Consider the following 16512-nt stretch of genomic DNA (forward strand, 5'->3'; position numbering starts at 1 on the left):
TATGTCATGCGGCGTTGCGGCGTGGAAGCGGCGTCAGGTCACAGAACGCAAGGCTTGGGGTGGCGGGTTTCGGCGCGGTGACGACGCGGTGACGACGGCATGTCGATTGCGACGGCTGTCGCGTTCAGAACTCCAGATCCAGCGCCGCGCACAGATAGTCGAGCAGGGGCGCCAGTCCGGCCAGGTCCTTCTCCAGCACGGAGCGCAGGCGTGGCCCGGTCACCGTCGCATCGTCGATGTTGCGGAAAGCGACGAAATTCTTGCGTCGCAGGTCCTCGGCATGCTCGAACTCGGGCGGGAAGCCGCGCGGCATCCGGGTCAGCATCTCGCTGTCGTCCAGCGCGTAGCGGCGCCGGAACGCCTTGTCGCCGGTGGCGGCGGCCCAACTGCCAGGGTTGTCGAGGATGAAGTGGCGGATCCGGCGCAGGCTGTCCGGGCCGGGATGCCAGATGCCGGCGGCGACGAAGCAGTTCCCCGGCTGCAGGTGGATGTAGTAACCGGGCGCCTCGACATTGCGGCTGCGCTCGTGGAACAGGCGCGCGCCCTGCCAGGTCTTGTAGGGCGCCTTGTTGTGGCTGAAACGGGTGTCGCGGTGGATCCGGAACAGCGAGCCGCCGACGCCCCTGGGCTCGGAGCGGTAGTGCGCGCTGACCTCGGTGAGCGCCGGCTGCAGGTCGGACAGCAGTCGCCTGAACGGGTCGCGCACCTCGGACTCGTAGCGCGCCTTGTTCGCGTGGAACCATTCGCGCTCGTTGTGGCGGGCGAGGTCCTTGAGGAACTTGAAGCTGGCATCGCTGAAATAGGCGGGCATCGGGGAACTCCGTGGGGCGGATGACGGGGCGCGAATCAGCCGAGGCTGGAACGCAGCTCCAGGCCCCAGGCCTCGAGCTGGTCGAGCAGGGCCAGGCGCGGGCCGTCGCCTGTGTGCTCCAGGCGCAGGGCGGCGATCTCGGCGTCGAAGCGGGGGAAATCGTAGTCGGCGATGCCGCCGTCGCGAAGCCGGCGGCGCCGGTACTCGTTCCAGCGCGCCCGCTCGCTGGCCGACAGCGTCGATGGCCAGTTGCGGGCGCGGTAGCGGAACAGCAGCTCGGGCAGGCGCGGGTCGCGGAAGCCGAAGGTCGCCGCGCCCAGCGCTTCCGGCGGGGTGCTGCGCACGTCGCGGAACAGCCGCTTGTCGCCGTCGCCGATGAAGCCGTCGTACAGCGAGGCGTCGACATCGGACGGCGGCCGCTCGCGGCCGTCGTCGAACACCCGCCGCAGCTTTTCCGCCAGCGCCGGACCGGCCTCGCGCAGGGTCCGCGCGCGCGCCTCGGCCAGGTCGCGGTCGATGCCCAGGCGCTCGAACTCCTGCGGCCGCAGGTGCGCCCAGGCGACCAGGGCCGGGCAGCGGTTGAGATGGACCTCCTTCAGCGCGATCCGGCGCTCGCCCTCCGGCAGATCGGCGGCCGGCGTGTACAGGCGGTCGGCGATGTCGGCCGCCTCCAGTTCCAGCAGCGCGGCGGGGTCCTGGTCGAGGTCGAACACGATCATCCGGTTGTCGATGCGCGGATGCCGCGCCAGTGGCACCACTGGCGCCGCGCACAGGCGGCTGGCCGGGTAGCGCTGCGAGACGTGCAGCAGCGGCGTCATCGCCACGGTGTCGAACATGCCGGCGACGAAGCGCTTGTTGCGCAGGCGCAGGGCGTAGTCCCAGAACTTCGGCTGTGCCGCCTTCAGCAATCGCGCGATGCCGATCAGCGCGCGCACGTCGGACAGGGCCTCGTGGGCGTCGCCTTCGCGCACGCCGTTGGCCTCGGCCAGGTGCTCGAGCCGGAACGAGGCGAAGCCGTCGTCGCGGCGTGGCCAGACCAGGCCTTGCGGGCGCAGCGCGTGCGCCAGGCGCAGCACGTCGAGCAGGTCCCAGCGCGAGTTGCCGCCGCGCCATTCGCGCTCGTAGGCGTCGTAGAAGTTGCGGAACAGGCCGTAGCGGACGAACTCGTCGTCGAACTTGAGCGAGTTGTAGCCCAGGGTGCAGGTCTGCGGACGCGACATCGCATCGAAGATGCGGGCGAAGGCCTCGGCCTCGGTCACGCCCTCGCGGGCCGCATGCTGCGGGGTGATGCCGGTGACCAGGGTCGCGCCCGGCGACGGCAGCAGGTCGTCGGCGGGACGGACGAAGAAGCTGATCGGCTCCTCGACCTCGACCAGGTCGGCATCGGTCCGGATCGCGGCGAACTGGGCGATGCGGTTGCCGCGCGGGTCGGTACCGAAGGTCTCCAGGTCGTAGAACAGGAAGCTGTCGGACATGGCGTCAGTCGTTCGGCAGCGGGGCCAGGCACGCCAGCACCCGCGCGTCGACCAGGTCCCAGTCCAGGCTGTCGAGCGAGTCGTGGCCGCGGGTCAGTTCGACCAGCAGTTCGCGCTGCAGCCGGCCGCGCTCGAAGGCCATCGCGTAGGGCAGGCGGTGGAAGCTGACCATCGAATAGCGCGGCATGAAGCGGTCGGGGTGTCGCTCGGCGAGCTTCTGCTCCAGCGCCCGCTGCAGCAGGTAGTCGTCGTCGTCGACGCGATCGCGCATCTCCAGGTAGTTCTCCAGCGCCATCGCCTGGATCGCGCGCGAGTTGGGCAGGCGCTCGGCCTCGAACGCGGCGAACGCGGCGGCGCGGTCGGCGGTGGCGTCGAGGTGCTCGGCCAGGGCGACGCAGTCCTCGAACGCGCAGTTCATGCCCTGGCCGTGGAACGGCACCATCGCGTGGGCGGCATCGCCGAGCAGGACCGCGCGGTCGTCCAGCTGCCAGCAGTCCAGGTACAGGGTGCCGAGGACGCCGGTCGGATTGTTCTGGAAGTCCTCCTCCAGCGCCGGCATCAGCGGCAGCGCGTCGGGGAAGTCGCGCTCGAACAGCGCGCGCGCGTCGGCGCCGCTGCGGACGCTGGCGAAGCTGGGTCCGCCGTCGCGATGGCCGTCGCCGTCGGGCAGGTCGTCGTTGGGCAAGTCATTGTTCGGTAGGTCATTGTTCGGCAAGAACAGGGTGACCGTGAAGGTGCGTTCGTCGTTGGGCAGGGCGATGCACATGTAGCGGCCGCGCGGCCAGATGTGCAGGGCGTTGGGCTCGATCCGGAAGCCGCCGTCGGCGGCGGGCGGGATCTCCAGTTCCTTGTACGAGTGGTCGAGGAACTCGCTGCGTTCGCCCAGCGCGGTCTCGGCCGCCATCGCCTGGCGCAGGGTCGAGCCGGCGCCGTCGGCGCCGACTAGGGCCTCGAACGCCGCCTGGTGACGGCTGCCGTCGCGCTCGTCGAGATAGCGGGCGATGCGGGCGTCGAAGTCGACGCTCTCCAGTCCGCGGTTGAAGTGGAAGCGCACGCCGGCGCGCTCGGCGATGTCCAGCAGCACGATGTTCAGCTCGCCGCGGTGCACCGACCAGATCACTTCGCTGTCGTCGCGGCCGTAGCGCTGCAGGCTGGTGCGACCGTCGCTGAAATGCACCATCCGCCCGCGCATCATCACCGCCTGGGTCATCACCGCCTCGTCGGCGCCGGCCAGGCGCAGCGCGTGGCGGCCACGCTCGGCCAGGGCCAGGTTGATCGAGCGGCCGCCCTCGTAGCCGCGCAGGCGCGGATCGCCGCGCTTCTCGAACACCTCGACCTCCCAGCCGCGGCGGGCGAGCAGGGTCGCGAACAGGGCGCCGGCAAGGCCGGCCCCGATCACGGTGATGCGCCGTTCCACCCGGCCCAGGTCGTCAAGCGGCATCGCGCCAGGCCTCCACGGTTCGCGCGAAGCGCAGGATGTCGGCATGGGTGTTGTACAGCGGTGCCGGCGAGATCCGGATCACGTCCGGTTCGCGCCAGTCGCCGAGCACGCCGTTCTCGGCCAGGTAATCGAACAGGGCACGTCCCTGGGCGCGGCCACCGGCGACGCGCAGCGACAACTGCGCGCCGCGACGCTCGGGCTCGGCCGGGGTGACGATCTGCAGCACGCTGTCCAGGCGCTGCCTGATCAGGGTTTCCAGATAGCCGGTCAGGCGCAGCGACTTGTCCCGCAGGGCCGGCATGCCGACCGCGTCGAACAGCTCCAGCGAAGCGCGCAACGGTGCCATGCCGAGGATCGGCGGGTTGCTCAACTGCCAGCCCTCGGCCCCCGGGGTGGGCGTGAAGTCCGGCCCCATCAGGAACCGGGTCGAGGGCTCGTGTCCCCACCAGCCGGCGAAGCGCGGGCGATCGGTATTGGCATGACGCTCATGGACGAAGCAGCCGGCGATCGCGCCGGGGCCGCTGTTGAGGTACTTGTAGTGGCACCAGACCGCGAAGTCGACGCCGCTGTCGTGCAGCGCCAGCTCGCGGTTGCCGGCCGCGTGGGCGAGGTCGAAGCCGCACATCGCGCCGGCGGCGTGGGTCAGCCGCACGATCCGGGCGAGGTCGAAGAACTGGCCGGTGCGGTACTGGATCCCCGGCCACAGCACCAGGGCGAGGCGGTGGCCGTGGGTGCGGATCGCGTCCTCGATCGCCGCCATCGAGAGGGTGCCGTTGGGCTCGTCGGGTTCCAGCTCGATCAGGTCGCGGGCCGGGTCGAAGCCGTGGAAGCGCACCTGCGACTCCATCGCGTGGCGGTCGGACGGAAACGCGCCGGCCTCGATCAGGATCGCCGGCCGTTCCGGGGTCGGCCGGTAGAAGCTGACCATCATCAGGTGCAGGTTGGTGGTCAGGGTGTTCATCGCGACCACTTCCGATGGCTTGGCGCCGACCAGGCGGCCGAGCTGCTCGCGCACCAGCCCGTGGTAGGTCATCCACTGCGACTCGCCGGTGAAGTGGCCCTCGACCGCGACCTCGGCCCAGGTGCGCAGCACCTCCTCGACGTGGTCGCGCGCGCGCCGCGGCTGCAGCCCGAGCGAATTGCCGACGAAGTAGGCCTGCTCGCCGTCGCCATGGCGCGGGATCAGGAACTGCTCGCGCAGCGTCGGCAGCGGGTCGCTCGCATCGAGACGGGCGGCGTGGGCGGGGTCGAACAGGTCGGTCATGCGGTTGGATCTCTTGGCGGTGTCGGCGGCGTACGGAGCGTTCGGGCGGCTTGTGCGGGCGGCCTATTCGAACCGGGACAGCGGCAGTCCGAGCCATTCCAGCGCGGTGCCGTGGTAGAGGCGGGCCTGATCGGAACCGGACAGGTCCAGCGAGGCGATGCCGGCGCCCGGCGATTGTTCGCCGAGCGGGAACGGATAATCGGTGCCCAGCATCACCTGGGAGACGCCGCAGGTGTCGAGCAGGTAGCGCAGGGCGCGCGGATCGGCGACCCAGGAGTCGAAGTACAGCTGCGACAGGTAGTCGCGCGGATTGCGCGGGTTGTCGGTCGCGACCAGGTCGGGGCGCATGTTGAAGCCGTGCTCGATGCGGCCGATGGTGTACGGGAAGGCGCCGCCGCCGTGGGCCATGCAGACCTTCAGCTTCGGCAGCCGCTCCAGCACGCCGCCGAAGATCAGGCAGCAGGCCGCGCGCGACTGCTCGGCCGGCATCCCCACCAGCCACGGCAGCCAGTATTTGGGCATCGACGGGGTTCCCATCATGTCCCAGGGATGGACCAGGATCGCGGCGCCGAGTTCGGCGGCAGCCTCGAAGAACGGGAACAGTTCCGGCGCGTCCAGGTTCCAGTCGCCGATGTGGCTGCCGATCTGCACGCCCTGCAGGCCGAGCTGGTCCATGCAGCGTTCCAGCTCCTGCACCGCCAGTCGCGGCGACTGCATTGGCACCGTGCCGATCCCCGCGTAGTGGCGGGGGAAGTCGTGGCAGGTCCGCGCCATGTGGTCGTTCAGCGACTGGTGCAGCTCCAGCGCCTGATGCGGCTTGGCCCAGTAGCTGAACATCACCGGCACCGTGCTCAGCACCTGCACTTGGACGCCGAAGCGGGCGTAGTCGTCCAGGCGCTCCTGCGGGTCCCAGGTCTTGGACCAGATCTCGCGGAAGAACTTGCCGTCCTTGTAGATCCGGTGGCGACCGTCGTCGGTGTGGTGGATCACCGGGAAACGGTTGTCGCCGTACTTCTTGACCAGGTCGGGCCAGTCGCGCGGCAGGTAGTGGGCGTGGGTGTCGATCTTCAGCATGGGGTCAATCTACCGGCTCGCGTCCCGCTCTGCCCGGTCCTCGTGTGTCCGGTTCCCGGTCGCGGGCTCCTGCTGCGTTCCCATCACGCAGTCGCGATCGCAGACCACTCGGCCGGCCTTCATCACCCAGCGCGGCGCGCTCAGGGTGGCGGTCTCCACGTTGGGGTCGCTCTCCAGCGCGATCATGTCGGCCAGATAGCCCTCGCGCAGGCGCCCGAGGCGGTCGCCCATGCGCAGGGCATCGGCATTGTTGACGGTCGCCGCCTCCAGCGCGGCGGCGGCGGGGACTCCGGCCGCGACATACAGCGCGATCTCGCGGGCCGTCGCGGAGACAGCGAAGCTGGGGCCGGCATCGGTGCCCAGCGCCAGCGGCACGCCGGCGCGCCAGGCACGACCGGGATTGGCGACCGCGGCTTCGGCCCAGCGTCCCAGTTCCTCCGCCGGCTTGCCGTCGCGGCCGCCGGCGAACGTCTGCAACTGGCTGCCGACGTAGTCGGCGACGAACGCGGTCGGCACCAGGTAGGCGCCGCCGCGCTTGAAGCGGGCGGCGGCCGCGTCGTCGAAATAGGTGCCGTGCTCGATGGTGTCGGCGCCGGCCTGCAGCGCCAGCGCGATCGCCGGCGTGCTGTGGGCGTGGGCGGCAACCGGTCGGCCGGCCTGATGGGCGGCGTCGACCGCGCCGCGGACTTCGTCCTCGAACATGATCGGCGCGGCGTCGGGGCGGCCGCCGCTCTCGCGTCCGGAACCGGACACGGTCATCTTGATCCAGTCCGAACCCTGCTCGATGTTCTCGCGCACGACCCGCCGGCACGACTCCCGGCCGTCGCAGGCCGCCGGCTCGTAGGGAATCTCGCCCGGCTGTGGCCGCCGCGCGCCGTGACCGCCGCTGCGCGAGACCACCCGGCCGGCGGCGAGGATGCGCGGGCCGGGCAGGCGACCGGCATCGATCGCGTCGCGGACCGCGAACACCACGCCGCCGTTGTCGCCGACGTCGCGCACCGTGGTGACGCCGGCGCGGACCAGCTCGCCCGCGTAGGCGGCCACGAGCAGGGCCATCCGTGCCTCGTCGCCGGCGGTGCCGGGATCGGCATGCATCGAGATCCCCAGGTGCATGTGCAGGTCGATCAGCCCCGGCATCAGCCAGGATCGGCCAAGGTCGATCACCTGCGCCGGCTCGCCGGCAGCGGCCGGATCGGTGCCGGGTACGATCCGCTGGATGCGTCCGTCGCGGACGACCAGGGTGTGCGGGCCGGCGGCCGGCCGCCCGGGCTCGGCGATCAGGTGCCCGGCGAGGATCACGGTGGTCGCGGCGTCGGCCGCCGGGTCGCCGTCGGGAGGCCCCGGCTGGGCGGATGCCGCTCCCGCCATCGCCAGCGTCGCCAGTAGTACCGCCAGTATGGTCATTGCAGGCGCGATGGCCCGGCGCGACGGTCGAGACGGCGAGGGCTTCGGCGCGGCCACGGTGGCGGGCGACTCAGCCCCGGTCCGCGCCCGGGTCCTGCGCCTCGTAGCGCGCCGGCCGCGGGTTCAGATGGCCGCAGGCGTCGCAGCGGCGGTGCGCGTCGGAGCGGTAGAAGCGCTCGAACACCGGCGGGAAGTCCTGCTCGATATCGCGCAGGTGGAAGTACTCCTCGTACAGCATGTGGTTGCAGCGTTCGCAGTACCACAGCAGGCCGTCCTTCTCGTGCGCCAGGCGCCTGCGCTCGACCACCAGGCCGACCGAGTCGGGCATGCGTTGCGGCGAGTGCGGCACCCGCGGCGGCAGCAGGAAGATCTCGCCGGCGCGGATCGGGATGTCGCGGACCCGGCCGTCCTCCTGGATCTTCAGCACCATCTCGCCTTCGAGCTGGTAGAACCACTCCGGACCCTCGTCCCAGTGATAGTCGGTGCGCTGGTTGGGGCCGCCGACCACCATCACGATGAAGTCGCCGTCGTAGATGCACTTGTTGCCGACCGGCGGCTTGAGCAGGTGGCGGTGCTCCTCGATCCAGGCCTGGAAATTGATCGGGCTGGGCAGCATCAGCGCTCTCCGGTTGCCTGCGCGCCGGCACGGGCCACGCATTTGAGTTCGATCGCGATCGGGGTCGGCAACGCGTCGATGCCGAGCGTTGTCCGGCACGGGGCGGTGTCGGGGTCGGGAAAGTACTCGGCCCAGACCGCGTTGTAGGCGGCGAAGTCGCGCGCCATGTCGGTGAGGTAGACGGTCACGTCGACCAGGTCCTCCCAGCGCGCGTCGCAGGCCTCGAGCACCGCCTTGACGTTGGCGAACACCGAGCGGCACTGCAGCTCGATGTCGTAGCCCAGCAGACGGCCGTCGGCATCGTGGACGTTGCCCGGAACCGCGTTGGTGGCCGCATCGCGCGGACCGATGCCGGACAGGAACAGCAGGTCGCCGACCCTGCGCGCGTGCGGGTAGCGGCCGACCGGCCGTGGCGCGGCGCCGGCGTGGATGCCATTGCTCATCGCGGCGAGTCCCCGCCGGCGGCATGCACGCGCGCGATCGCCGCGCTGTAGCGCTCGCCGAGCTGCTCGTAGCGCTCGACGTCGATCTGCAGGTCGTTGACCCGGCCGTTCTTGAGGCTGTAGACCCAGCCGTGCACGGTCAGCGGCTGCTCGCGGCTCCAGGCGTCGCGGACGATGTTGGTCTGGCAGACGTTCTGCACCTGGTCGATCACGTTCAGCTCGCACAGACGGTCGTGGCGCTCGCCCTCGGCGGCGGCATGCAGGCAGCCGGCGTGCTTGACCGCGACGTCGGTGACGTGGCGGATCCAGTTGTCGGCCAGGCCGACCCGGTGGCCGTGCAGGGCCGCGTGCACGCCGCCGCAGCCGTAGTGGCCGACCACGATGATGTGCTCGACCTTGAGCACGTCGACCGCGAACTGGATCACCGACAGGCAGTTGAGGTCGGTGTGGACGACGACGTTGGCGATGTTGCGGTGGACGAAGACCTCGCCCGGTGCCAGGTCGATGATCTGGTTGGCGGGGACCCGCGAATCGGAGCAGCCGATCCACAGGAACTTGGGCGCCTGCTGGTCCGACAGGCGCTCGAAGAAGCCGGGGTCCTCGGCATTGATCCGTTCGGACCATTCGCGGTTGCGTTCAAGAAGGTCGTGCAGTTTGCTCATCGCGGTGAGGGATCCAGTAGCAGGCCGATGTTGCGGGCCTCGGTGAAGAATCGCATCGCCTCCATGCCGCCCTCGCGGCCGAGGCCGGAGGCCTCCATGCCGCCGAATGGCGTTCTCAGGTCGCGCATCAGCCAGGTGTTGATCCAGACCATGCCGCAGCGCAGGGCGGCGGCGACGCGGTGGGCGCGGTCCAGGTCGCGGGTCCAGACCGATGCGGCCAGTCCATAGTCGGAAGCGTTGGCCAGGGCCAGCGCCTCGTGTTCGTCGTCGAACGGTTGCAGGGTCACCACCGGTCCGAAGATCTCCTCGCGGTTGGTCGCGCAGTCGGGGCCGAGGCCGTCGATCACGGTGGGGGCGACGAACCAGCCCGGGCGGTCGATCGCCGAGCCGCCGCAATGCACCTGGCCGCCCTCGTCGCGGGCGCGCCGCAGCGCCGCGGTGACCTTGTCGAAATGCGCCTGCGACACCAGCGGGCCCATGTCGGTGTCCGGGTCGACCGGATCGCCGACCTGCAGCGACAGCGCGCGCTCGACCAGGGCGTCGCGGAAGGCGTGGTAGATGCGCCGCTCGACCAGCATCCGCGAGCCGCACAGGCAGATCTGGCCGCTGTTCTGGAATGCCGAGCGGGCGAGGGTGTCGAGATGGTCCTCCCAGGCGCTGTCGGCGAACACCAGGGTCGGGTTCTTGCCGCCCAGCTCCAGCGAGACCTTCTTCAGCTGCGGTCCGGCGATGCCGGCGATGCGGCGGCCGACCGCGGTGCTGCCGGTGAACGAGACCGCCTTAACCGACCGGTGCGAGACCAGCGCCTCGCCGACCTCGGGACCCAGGCCATGGACCAGGTTCAGCACCCCGGACGGAAAGCCGATCCCGGCCGCCAGTTCGGCCAGCATCGTCGCGCTGACCGGAGTGACCTCGGACGGCTTGGCGACGACGGTGTTGCCGGCCGCCAGCGCTGGCGCGATCTTCCAGGTGAACAGGTACAGCGGCAGGTTCCACGGCGAGATCGTCGCGACCACACCCAGCGGCCGGCGCAGGGTGTAGTTCAGTCCGGTCTCGCCGTGGTGTGATTCGCTGGCGAACTGGGTCGCGGCCTGGGCGAAGAAACGCAGATTGGCGACCGCGCGCGGGATCTCGATATCGCGGGCCAGCCGGATCGGTTTGCCTGCGTCGCGCGACTCGGCGCGGGCGAAGTCGTCGGCGTGCTCCTCCAGGGCCTGCGCCAGTCGCTCCAGCCAACGCGCGCGGGCACTGTTGGGCAGGCCCGACCAGTCGGCGAATGCCGCCTCGGCGGCGGCCACCGCTGCGTCGACATCGTCGCCGTCGCCACTGGCAACCTCGGCGTAGGCGCTGGCGGTGGCAGGGGCGAACACCTCCAGCCAGCGGTCGCTGGCGGGTGGGCGGGCGGTGCCATCGATCCAGTGGTTCAGGCGCATCGGTCAAGCTTAACGCGAGTGCCGCCAGGCGCGTTCACCGTACGCGACCCGATGGTTGCCGCGCGCGCCGGGCGGCGTCCGGCCACGCTCGCGGGAAACCGCGGACGCGGGCTCAGAGCGAGCGGGTGCGGCCGCCGTCGACCGGCAGGTTGATGCCGGTGATGTAGGCCGCCGCCGGCGAGCACAGGAAGGCGACCGCGGCGGCGGTCTCCTCGGGACGCGCGAAGCGGCGCATCGGGATCGCGGCGACCATGTCGGCCTGCACCGCTTCGCGCTCGCGGCCGCTGCGCTCGGCGCTGGTATCGATGATCTGCTCGATGCGCGGGGTGTGGGTCGAGCCGGGCAGCACGTTGTTGACGGTGATGCCGCTGGCGGCCAGCTCGGTGGCCAGGGTCTTGGCCCAGCTGGCGACCGCCCAGCGGGTGGTGTTGGAGACGCCCAGTCCCGACAGCGGCTCCTTCACCGAAGTCGAGATCACGTTGACGATGCGGCCGTAGCCGGCCTGCTCCATGCCCGGTACGACGAGCTCGGCGAGCACGTGGTTGGCGATCAGGTGCTGGCGCCAGGCCGCCTCGAACGCGGCGATCTCGGCGCCGCGCACCGGTCCCGGCGGCGGGCCGCCGCTGTTGTTGACCAGGATATGGACCGGACGCTGCGCCGCCAGGGCCTCGACGCGGGCGCGCAGGGCATCGGTATCGGCGGCATCGACCGCGATCCAGTCGTGGCGTTGGCCGGGGCGGGGGCATGGCAGCTCGGCGGCCAGCGCTTGCAGGCGCTCGCCACGGCGTGCCAGCAGGGTCACATCGGCGCCGAGCAGGGCCAGTTCGCGCGCGCTGGCCAGGCCGATGCCCTGGCTGGCGCCGCAGACCAGGGCGTGTTTGCCGGACAGGTCGAGATCCATGTTCAGTCTCCTTGCGTCGGGTCGGTGGCCGCCGGCAGCGCGTGCTCGCGCATCAGTGCGGCGACCGCGCGCTCGCGCGGCTCTGGGCGCGCGTCGAGGTCGGCCGCGACCGCGGCGATGTTGGCGACGGGATGATTCTGGCCGAGCTTGAACTTGATCTCGGCCCGGTCCACTTCGAGGTGGAAGCCGATGATGCCGCGCAACTGGCGGCGGTGGTCGTCGCGTTCGGGCTCGAACGTCCAATCGCGGCCGATCCTGGCCTCGTGGGCGTTGCTCAGTGCGGCGACCAGCGCGCCGAGCGCGGCCTCGTCGTCGAAGGTCCGCAATGTGCCGCCGAGATGGGCGACCGCGTAGTTCCAGGTCGGTACCCGCGCCGCCGATTCCTTGTCGGGGTAGACACCCGGCGACACGTAGGCGTGCGGCCCATGCACGATCGCCAGCGCGCGACCGCCGTGCCGCGCCTGCGGATTCGGCCGCGCCCAGTGGCCGGACAGGCGGATGCGGTCTCCGTCGCGGCGGTACAGCACCGGCAGGTGACTGACGCCCGGAACGCCGTCGGCGGTCGTCACCAGGGTGACGAAGGGGTCCGCGTCGATCAGCCGGTCGAGGGCGGCGAGGTCGTCGATCGCGAAGGCGCGTGGCGTATACATGCCACGCTCAGTGGTGGGACGGCAGCTTGCTGACCATCTGCGCGCGCAACCGTTCGTCGTCGTCGGCCTGCGGCGGTGCCAACTCGTCGAGCAGGAAGCCGCGGGTGCGGGCGTCGTCGGCGTCGAGGCCGTCGAGGGCGACGAATTCGGCATCCATCAGCGCCGCGCGCGCGCTGTCCTCGCTGTCGTAGGTCAGGGTGTTGCCGTCGCTGTCGAAGACCTCGGCGGTGCCGGCCTCGCGGACCCGCAGTCGCGCCCAGATCACGGTGCGGCCGAGCGTGGCCAGCCACCATTGCGTGTGCATCGTGTCGTTTCCTCCGGTCATGCGATCGCCTGCGAAAGCAGCCACAGCGCACCGGCCATCAGCAGGCCGCCGATGATGGTCAGCAGCGACAGCCGGGCCGGGGTCGCCAGTCCGCTCAGGTTGCGGTCGCCGATCGCCGCGTAGCGCTTGGCCAGCAGCCAGCCCAGCGCGGCCGGATTGATGAAGGCACCGGGACCGAACTCGGCCAGCACCCCCGGGTGACGGTCGCGGATGTGCACCAGGGCCAACGGCCAGAAGATCACGAAGGCGGTGGCGCCGGCGATGGCCAGTGACAGCGAGACGAGGGCGAAGAACAGGATCACGGGCGGGTCGATGAGTGAGTGGTGGAGAAGTGAGAGGCGGGGCGGGTAGCGGGAGTGACGAGCGTGGCGGGCTCCTGCCCTTTCCCGCGCCTCACTCCTCTCCACTCACTCCTAGAATTCAGCCTGGCCGGGCGCGCGCGGGTAGGGGATGGCGTCGCGGATGTTGGCCAGTCCGCAGACGTAGACCACCAGACGCTCGAAGCCCAGGCCGAAGCCGGCGTGCGGCACGCTGCCGTAACGGCGGAAGTCGCGGTACCAGCCGTAGTGCTCGGCATCCAGGCCGAACTGGGCCATGCGCGCGTCGAGCACGTCCAGGCGCTCCTCGCGCTGGGCGCCGCCGATGATCTCGCCGATCCCCGGTGCCAGCACGTCCATCGCCGCGACGGTCCTGCCGTCGTCGTTCAGGCGCATGTAGAAGGCCTTGATGTGCTCGGGGTAGTTGGTCACCACCACCGGGCGGCCGACGTGCTGCTCGGTCAGCCAGCGCTCGTGCTCGGTCTGCAGGTCCAGGCCCCACTCGACCGGGAACTCGAACTTGTGCCCGGACTGCTGCAGCAGGGCGACCGCATCGGAGTAGTCGATCTGCTCGAACGGCGCGTTGACGAAGGCTTCCAGTCGGCTGACCGCGTCCTTCTGCACGCGCTCGGCGATGAAGGCCATGTCGTCGGCGCGCTCGTCGAGCACCGCGCGGAACAGGTACTTGAGGAACTGCTCGGCGACCCGGGCGTTCTCCATCAGGTCGGCGAACGCGATCTCCGGTTCGACCATCCAGAACTCGGCCAGGTGGCGGGTGGTGTGGCTGTTCTCGGCGCGGAAGGTCGGGCCGAAGGTGTAGACCTTGCTCAGCGCCAGACAGTAGCCCTCGACATTGAGCTGGCCCGACACGGTCAGGAACGCCTCCTTGCCGAAGAAGTCGCGCGAGAAGTCGACCTCGCCCTTGCCGTCGCGTGGCAGGTTGGCCAGGTCCAGGGTGGACACCCGGAACATCTGCCCGGCGCCCTCGGCGTCGGAGGTGGTCACGATCGGCGTGCTGATCCAGTAGTAGCCGTTCTCGTGGAAGAACCGGTGCACCGCCTGCGCCAGGCAGTGGCGGATGCGGGTGACCGCGCCGAACAGGTTGGTGCGCGGACGCAGGTGGGCGACCTCGCGCAGGAACTCCAGCGAGTGCGGCTTGGGCTGGATCGGGTAGGTCTCCGGGTCCTCGACCCAGCCGACCACCTCGATCTCGCGCGCCTGGATCTCGAAGCCCTGGCCCTTGCCCTGCGACTGCACCAGCTCGCCGCGGGCGATCACCGAGCAACCGGCGCTCAGGCGCTTCACCTCGGACTCGTAGTTGGGCAGGGTGTCGGCCGCGACCACCTGGATCGGCGCGAAGCAGGAACCGTCGCTGACGTTGACGAAGCTCAGCCCCGCCTTGGAATCGCGACGTGTGCGGACCCAGCCGCGGACCGTGACTTCGCCGCCGACCGGCACCTTGCCGGCGAGCGCGTGTTCGACGCTGATGATCGTCATGCTGTGGGCACCATCTATGGCTTGAAACCGGCCCGGTCCGGGCCGATATGGGGGAAAGCAGCGCAGTTTAACGGGTGTTCCGCCGGCGCGGCGACACCGGTTGGGCGCGCCTCTATAATCGAACCATCGCCCGATCGATCGTTTTGCCTCTGTCCGGAGTCGTCCATGGCCGTCACCCTCGCTCCCGCCGCCCTTGCCCGCGTCCAGCGCTTCCTCACCGAGGATCCGTCCGCGCTCGGTCTGCGTTTCGGGGTGACCCGGACCGGTTGTTCGGGCTGGCAGCATGTCGCCGACCTGGCCCGCGAGGAGAAGCCCGGCGACACCGTGTTCGAGCAGGACGGGGTGCGCATCTTCGTCGACACGACCAGCCTGCCGGTCGTCGACGGCACCCGCATCGACGTGGTCAGGCAGCGCCTGGGCGAACAGTTCCTGTTCCACAACCCGAACATCGCCGAGGCCTGCGGCTGCGGCGAGAGCTTCACCACCGAGGCGCTGCCCCAGCTGCAGGGCTGAGCGGGGCGGACGGCGTGGCGGGCCGCGGGCCCGCCTGAACAGGGCCTGCCGGGGTGCTCGTCGGCGCAGCTTGCCTGAAACCGTCCGCTACTGCGATAATTACCGGCTCCCTCGGCCCCGCCGTGGGAGACCCTTGCTCCACCGCCCGGATGGACGGGTGGGGGGCTGATCCGGCCGGAACGCTCCGGCCATCATCCACAAGGAAAACACAATGCGTCATTACGAAGTCGTGTTCCTGGTCCATCCGGACCAGAGCGAGCAGGTTCCGGCCATGGTCGAGCGCTACAAGGCGCTGATCGAGGGCGGCGAGGGCAAGATCCACCGTCTGGAGGACTGGGGCCGCCGTCAGCTGGCCTATCCGATCCAGAACCTGGTCAAGGCCCACTACGTGCTGCTCAACATCGAGTGCAACCAGGCCGTGCTGAACGAGCTGGTCGACGGTTTCCGCTTCAACGACGCGGTGCTGCGTCACCTGGTCATGAAGCGCGACGAGGCCGACACCGAGCAGTCGCTGATCATGAAGTTCAAGGACGAGAAGGGCGACAAGCCCGAGCGTTCCGAGCGCCGTCGCCGTGACGACGACAGCAGCAAGGACGACGGCGACAGCAACAACAACAACGCCGACGATTCCGACGACAACGCCGAAGCCGCCTGATCACGCCTTCCTAGGAGCCGCACTCCCATGTCCAAGTTCTTCCGCCGCCGCAAGTTCTGCAAGTTCACCGCCGAGGGCGTCAAGGAGATCGATTACAAGGATCTCAACACCCTCCGCCAGTACCTGACCGAGACCGGCAAGATCGTGCCGAGCCGCGTCACCGGTACCAAGTCGAAGTACCAGCGCCAGCTGGCGACCGCGGTCAAGCGCGCCCGCTTCCTGGCCCTGATCCCGTACACCGACAACCACAACGCTTGAGTAAAGCCGTCGCCCGCGGGGCGGCCCTGGCTCCCCCTCTCCCGTCCCCGGGAGAAGGGCGGGGGTGAGGGCGAGCTCCCGGCGCCGCCGCTTTTTCGGACAGCGAAACCCGCTGCGGGCCGACAGGTCCGCTAACGAATACGGAGCAACACCATGCAACTGATCCTCCTGCAGAACGTGCAGAACCTCGGCAGGCTCGGCGACAAGGTCGACGTGAAGCCGGGCTACGGCCGCAACTACCTGGTGCCGCAGGGCAAGGCCGTGCCGGCCACCGAGGCCAACCTGGCCGAGTTCGAGGCCCGTCGCGCCGAGTACGAAGCCAAGGCCAAGGCCATCCACGACGATGCCCAGGCCCGCCAGGCCAAGCTCGAAGACGCCAGCGTGACCATCTACGCCAACGCCGCCACCGAGGGCAAGCTGTACGGTTCGGTCACCACCCGCGACATCGCCGAGGCGCTGACCAAGGCCGGCCTCGAGGTCGAGAAGTCCGAGGTGATCATGGGCGAGGGCGCGATCCGCCACGTCGGCGAGTACGACGTCGTGATCCACCTGCACGCCGACATCGACGTGACCGTCAAGGTGATCGTGGCGCCGGAAGCGGCCTGAGCACGACCGCCGGCAACACCACGCGGCGGGCGTCCGACAGGGCGCCCGCTTCGTTTTGGGCGTCCGCCCGCCGCCGCTGCGGCGGTCGCAGGATCTGAGACGCCCAGCTGATATCACCGGTCCGGCCGCGGGAGTTATCCCCGCGTCGATACCCGGATATCCACAGG

General features: G+C 70.2%; 19 protein-coding genes. 4 read left to right on the forward strand and 15 right to left on the reverse strand.

Going from position 1 to position 16512, the window contains the following annotated elements; genetic code table 11:
* Positions 1-124: 124 nt before the first annotated feature.
* The 15 genes from C9I47_RS08090 to asnS all read right to left on the reverse strand — a co-directional run bounded on the left by C9I47_RS08090 (position 125) and on the right by asnS (position 14313).
* Positions 125-811, reverse strand: coding sequence for a DUF2461 domain-containing protein (locus C9I47_RS08090; protein ID WP_111266283.1), 687 nt, complete (start codon positions 809-811; stop codon positions 125-127).
* A 35-nt stretch (positions 812-846) separates the two neighbouring features.
* The gene (sbcB, locus tag C9I47_RS08095; RefSeq protein WP_111266284.1) at positions 847-2286 is read right to left on the reverse strand and encodes an exodeoxyribonuclease I; all 1440 of its coding nucleotides are present in this window, start codon (positions 2284-2286) and stop codon (positions 847-849) included.
* A 4-nt stretch (positions 2287-2290) separates the two neighbouring features.
* Complete coding sequence (locus C9I47_RS08100; protein ID WP_111266285.1) at positions 2291-3727, reverse strand: FAD-dependent oxidoreductase; 1437 nt, start codon at positions 3725-3727, stop codon at positions 2291-2293.
* A complete protein-coding gene (gene kynU, locus C9I47_RS08105) occupies positions 3717-4991 on the reverse strand; it encodes a kynureninase (RefSeq protein WP_111266286.1) in 1275 nt (424 codons plus the stop codon). The genes C9I47_RS08100 and kynU overlap by 11 nt, the downstream gene beginning before the upstream one ends.
* Positions 4992-5054: 63 nt before the next feature.
* A complete protein-coding gene (locus C9I47_RS08110; protein WP_111266287.1) occupies positions 5055-6065 on the reverse strand; it encodes an amidohydrolase family protein in 1011 nt (336 codons plus the stop codon).
* 9 nt (positions 6066-6074) lie between these two features.
* Positions 6075-7469, reverse strand: coding sequence for an amidohydrolase family protein (locus tag C9I47_RS08115; RefSeq protein WP_111266288.1), 1395 nt, complete (start codon positions 7467-7469; stop codon positions 6075-6077).
* A 70-nt stretch (positions 7470-7539) separates the two neighbouring features.
* Positions 7540-8085, reverse strand: a complete 546-nt coding sequence (locus tag C9I47_RS08120; RefSeq protein WP_111266289.1) for a 3-hydroxyanthranilate 3,4-dioxygenase — start codon at positions 8083-8085, stop codon at positions 7540-7542.
* Positions 8085-8528 carry a RidA family protein gene (locus C9I47_RS08125; RefSeq protein WP_111266290.1) on the reverse strand — a complete coding sequence of 148 codons (444 nt, stop codon included), beginning with the start codon at positions 8526-8528 and terminating at the stop codon, positions 8085-8087. Before C9I47_RS08125 ends, C9I47_RS08120 begins: the two co-directional genes overlap by 1 nt.
* Positions 8525-9190 carry a carbonate dehydratase gene (gene can / locus C9I47_RS08130; RefSeq protein ID WP_111266291.1) on the reverse strand — a complete coding sequence of 222 codons (666 nt, stop codon included), beginning with the start codon at positions 9188-9190 and terminating at the stop codon, positions 8525-8527. Before can ends, C9I47_RS08125 begins: the two co-directional genes overlap by 4 nt.
* The gene (locus tag C9I47_RS08135; RefSeq protein ID WP_111266292.1) at positions 9187-10623 is read right to left on the reverse strand and encodes an aldehyde dehydrogenase; all 1437 of its coding nucleotides are present in this window, start codon (positions 10621-10623) and stop codon (positions 9187-9189) included. Before C9I47_RS08135 ends, can begins: the two co-directional genes overlap by 4 nt.
* 112 nt (positions 10624-10735) lie before the next feature.
* The gene (locus C9I47_RS08140) at positions 10736-11524 is read right to left on the reverse strand and encodes an SDR family oxidoreductase (RefSeq protein ID WP_111266293.1); all 789 of its coding nucleotides are present in this window, start codon (positions 11522-11524) and stop codon (positions 10736-10738) included.
* A gap of 2 nt (positions 11525-11526) precedes the next feature.
* Positions 11527-12174 (reverse strand): FMN-binding negative transcriptional regulator, encoded by a 648-nt coding sequence (locus C9I47_RS08145; protein ID WP_111266294.1) that lies wholly within the window; start codon positions 12172-12174, stop codon positions 11527-11529.
* A 7-nt stretch (positions 12175-12181) separates the two neighbouring features.
* Positions 12182-12499, reverse strand: a complete 318-nt coding sequence (locus C9I47_RS08150) for a hypothetical protein (protein WP_111266295.1) — start codon at positions 12497-12499, stop codon at positions 12182-12184.
* On the reverse strand, positions 12496-12801 hold the full coding sequence (locus C9I47_RS08155) for a hypothetical protein (protein ID WP_111266296.1): 306 nt from the start codon (positions 12799-12801) through the stop codon (positions 12496-12498). Before C9I47_RS08155 ends, C9I47_RS08150 begins: the two co-directional genes overlap by 4 nt.
* A 111-nt stretch (positions 12802-12912) precedes the next feature.
* Positions 12913-14313, reverse strand: coding sequence for an asparagine--tRNA ligase (gene asnS, locus C9I47_RS08160; protein WP_111266297.1), 1401 nt, complete (start codon positions 14311-14313; stop codon positions 12913-12915).
* Positions 14314-14478: 165 nt separating this feature from the next.
* Between asnS and C9I47_RS08165 the strand changes: the two genes are divergently transcribed.
* The 4 genes from C9I47_RS08165 to rplI all read left to right on the forward strand — a co-directional run bounded on the left by C9I47_RS08165 (position 14479) and on the right by rplI (position 16345).
* Complete coding sequence (locus tag C9I47_RS08165; RefSeq protein ID WP_111266298.1) at positions 14479-14826, forward strand: HesB/IscA family protein; 348 nt, start codon at positions 14479-14481, stop codon at positions 14824-14826.
* A 211-nt stretch (positions 14827-15037) separates the two neighbouring features.
* Positions 15038-15481 (forward strand): 30S ribosomal protein S6, encoded by a 444-nt coding sequence (rpsF, locus tag C9I47_RS08170; protein ID WP_111266299.1) that lies wholly within the window; start codon positions 15038-15040, stop codon positions 15479-15481.
* A 27-nt stretch (positions 15482-15508) separates the two neighbouring features.
* Positions 15509-15739: a 30S ribosomal protein S18 gene (gene rpsR, locus C9I47_RS08175; RefSeq protein WP_031372470.1), complete on the forward strand. Its 231-nt coding sequence runs from the start codon at positions 15509-15511 to the stop codon at positions 15737-15739.
* Between the two features lie 153 nt (positions 15740-15892).
* Entirely contained in the window at positions 15893-16345 is a 453-nt protein-coding gene (gene rplI, locus C9I47_RS08180; protein WP_111266300.1) for a 50S ribosomal protein L9, read from the forward strand.
* Positions 16346-16512: the final 167 nt, after the last annotated feature.

It is taken from the genome of Marilutibacter maris (assembly GCF_003233695.1).
GTDB classification, from domain to species: Bacteria; Pseudomonadota; Gammaproteobacteria; order Xanthomonadales; family Xanthomonadaceae; genus Marilutibacter; species Marilutibacter maris.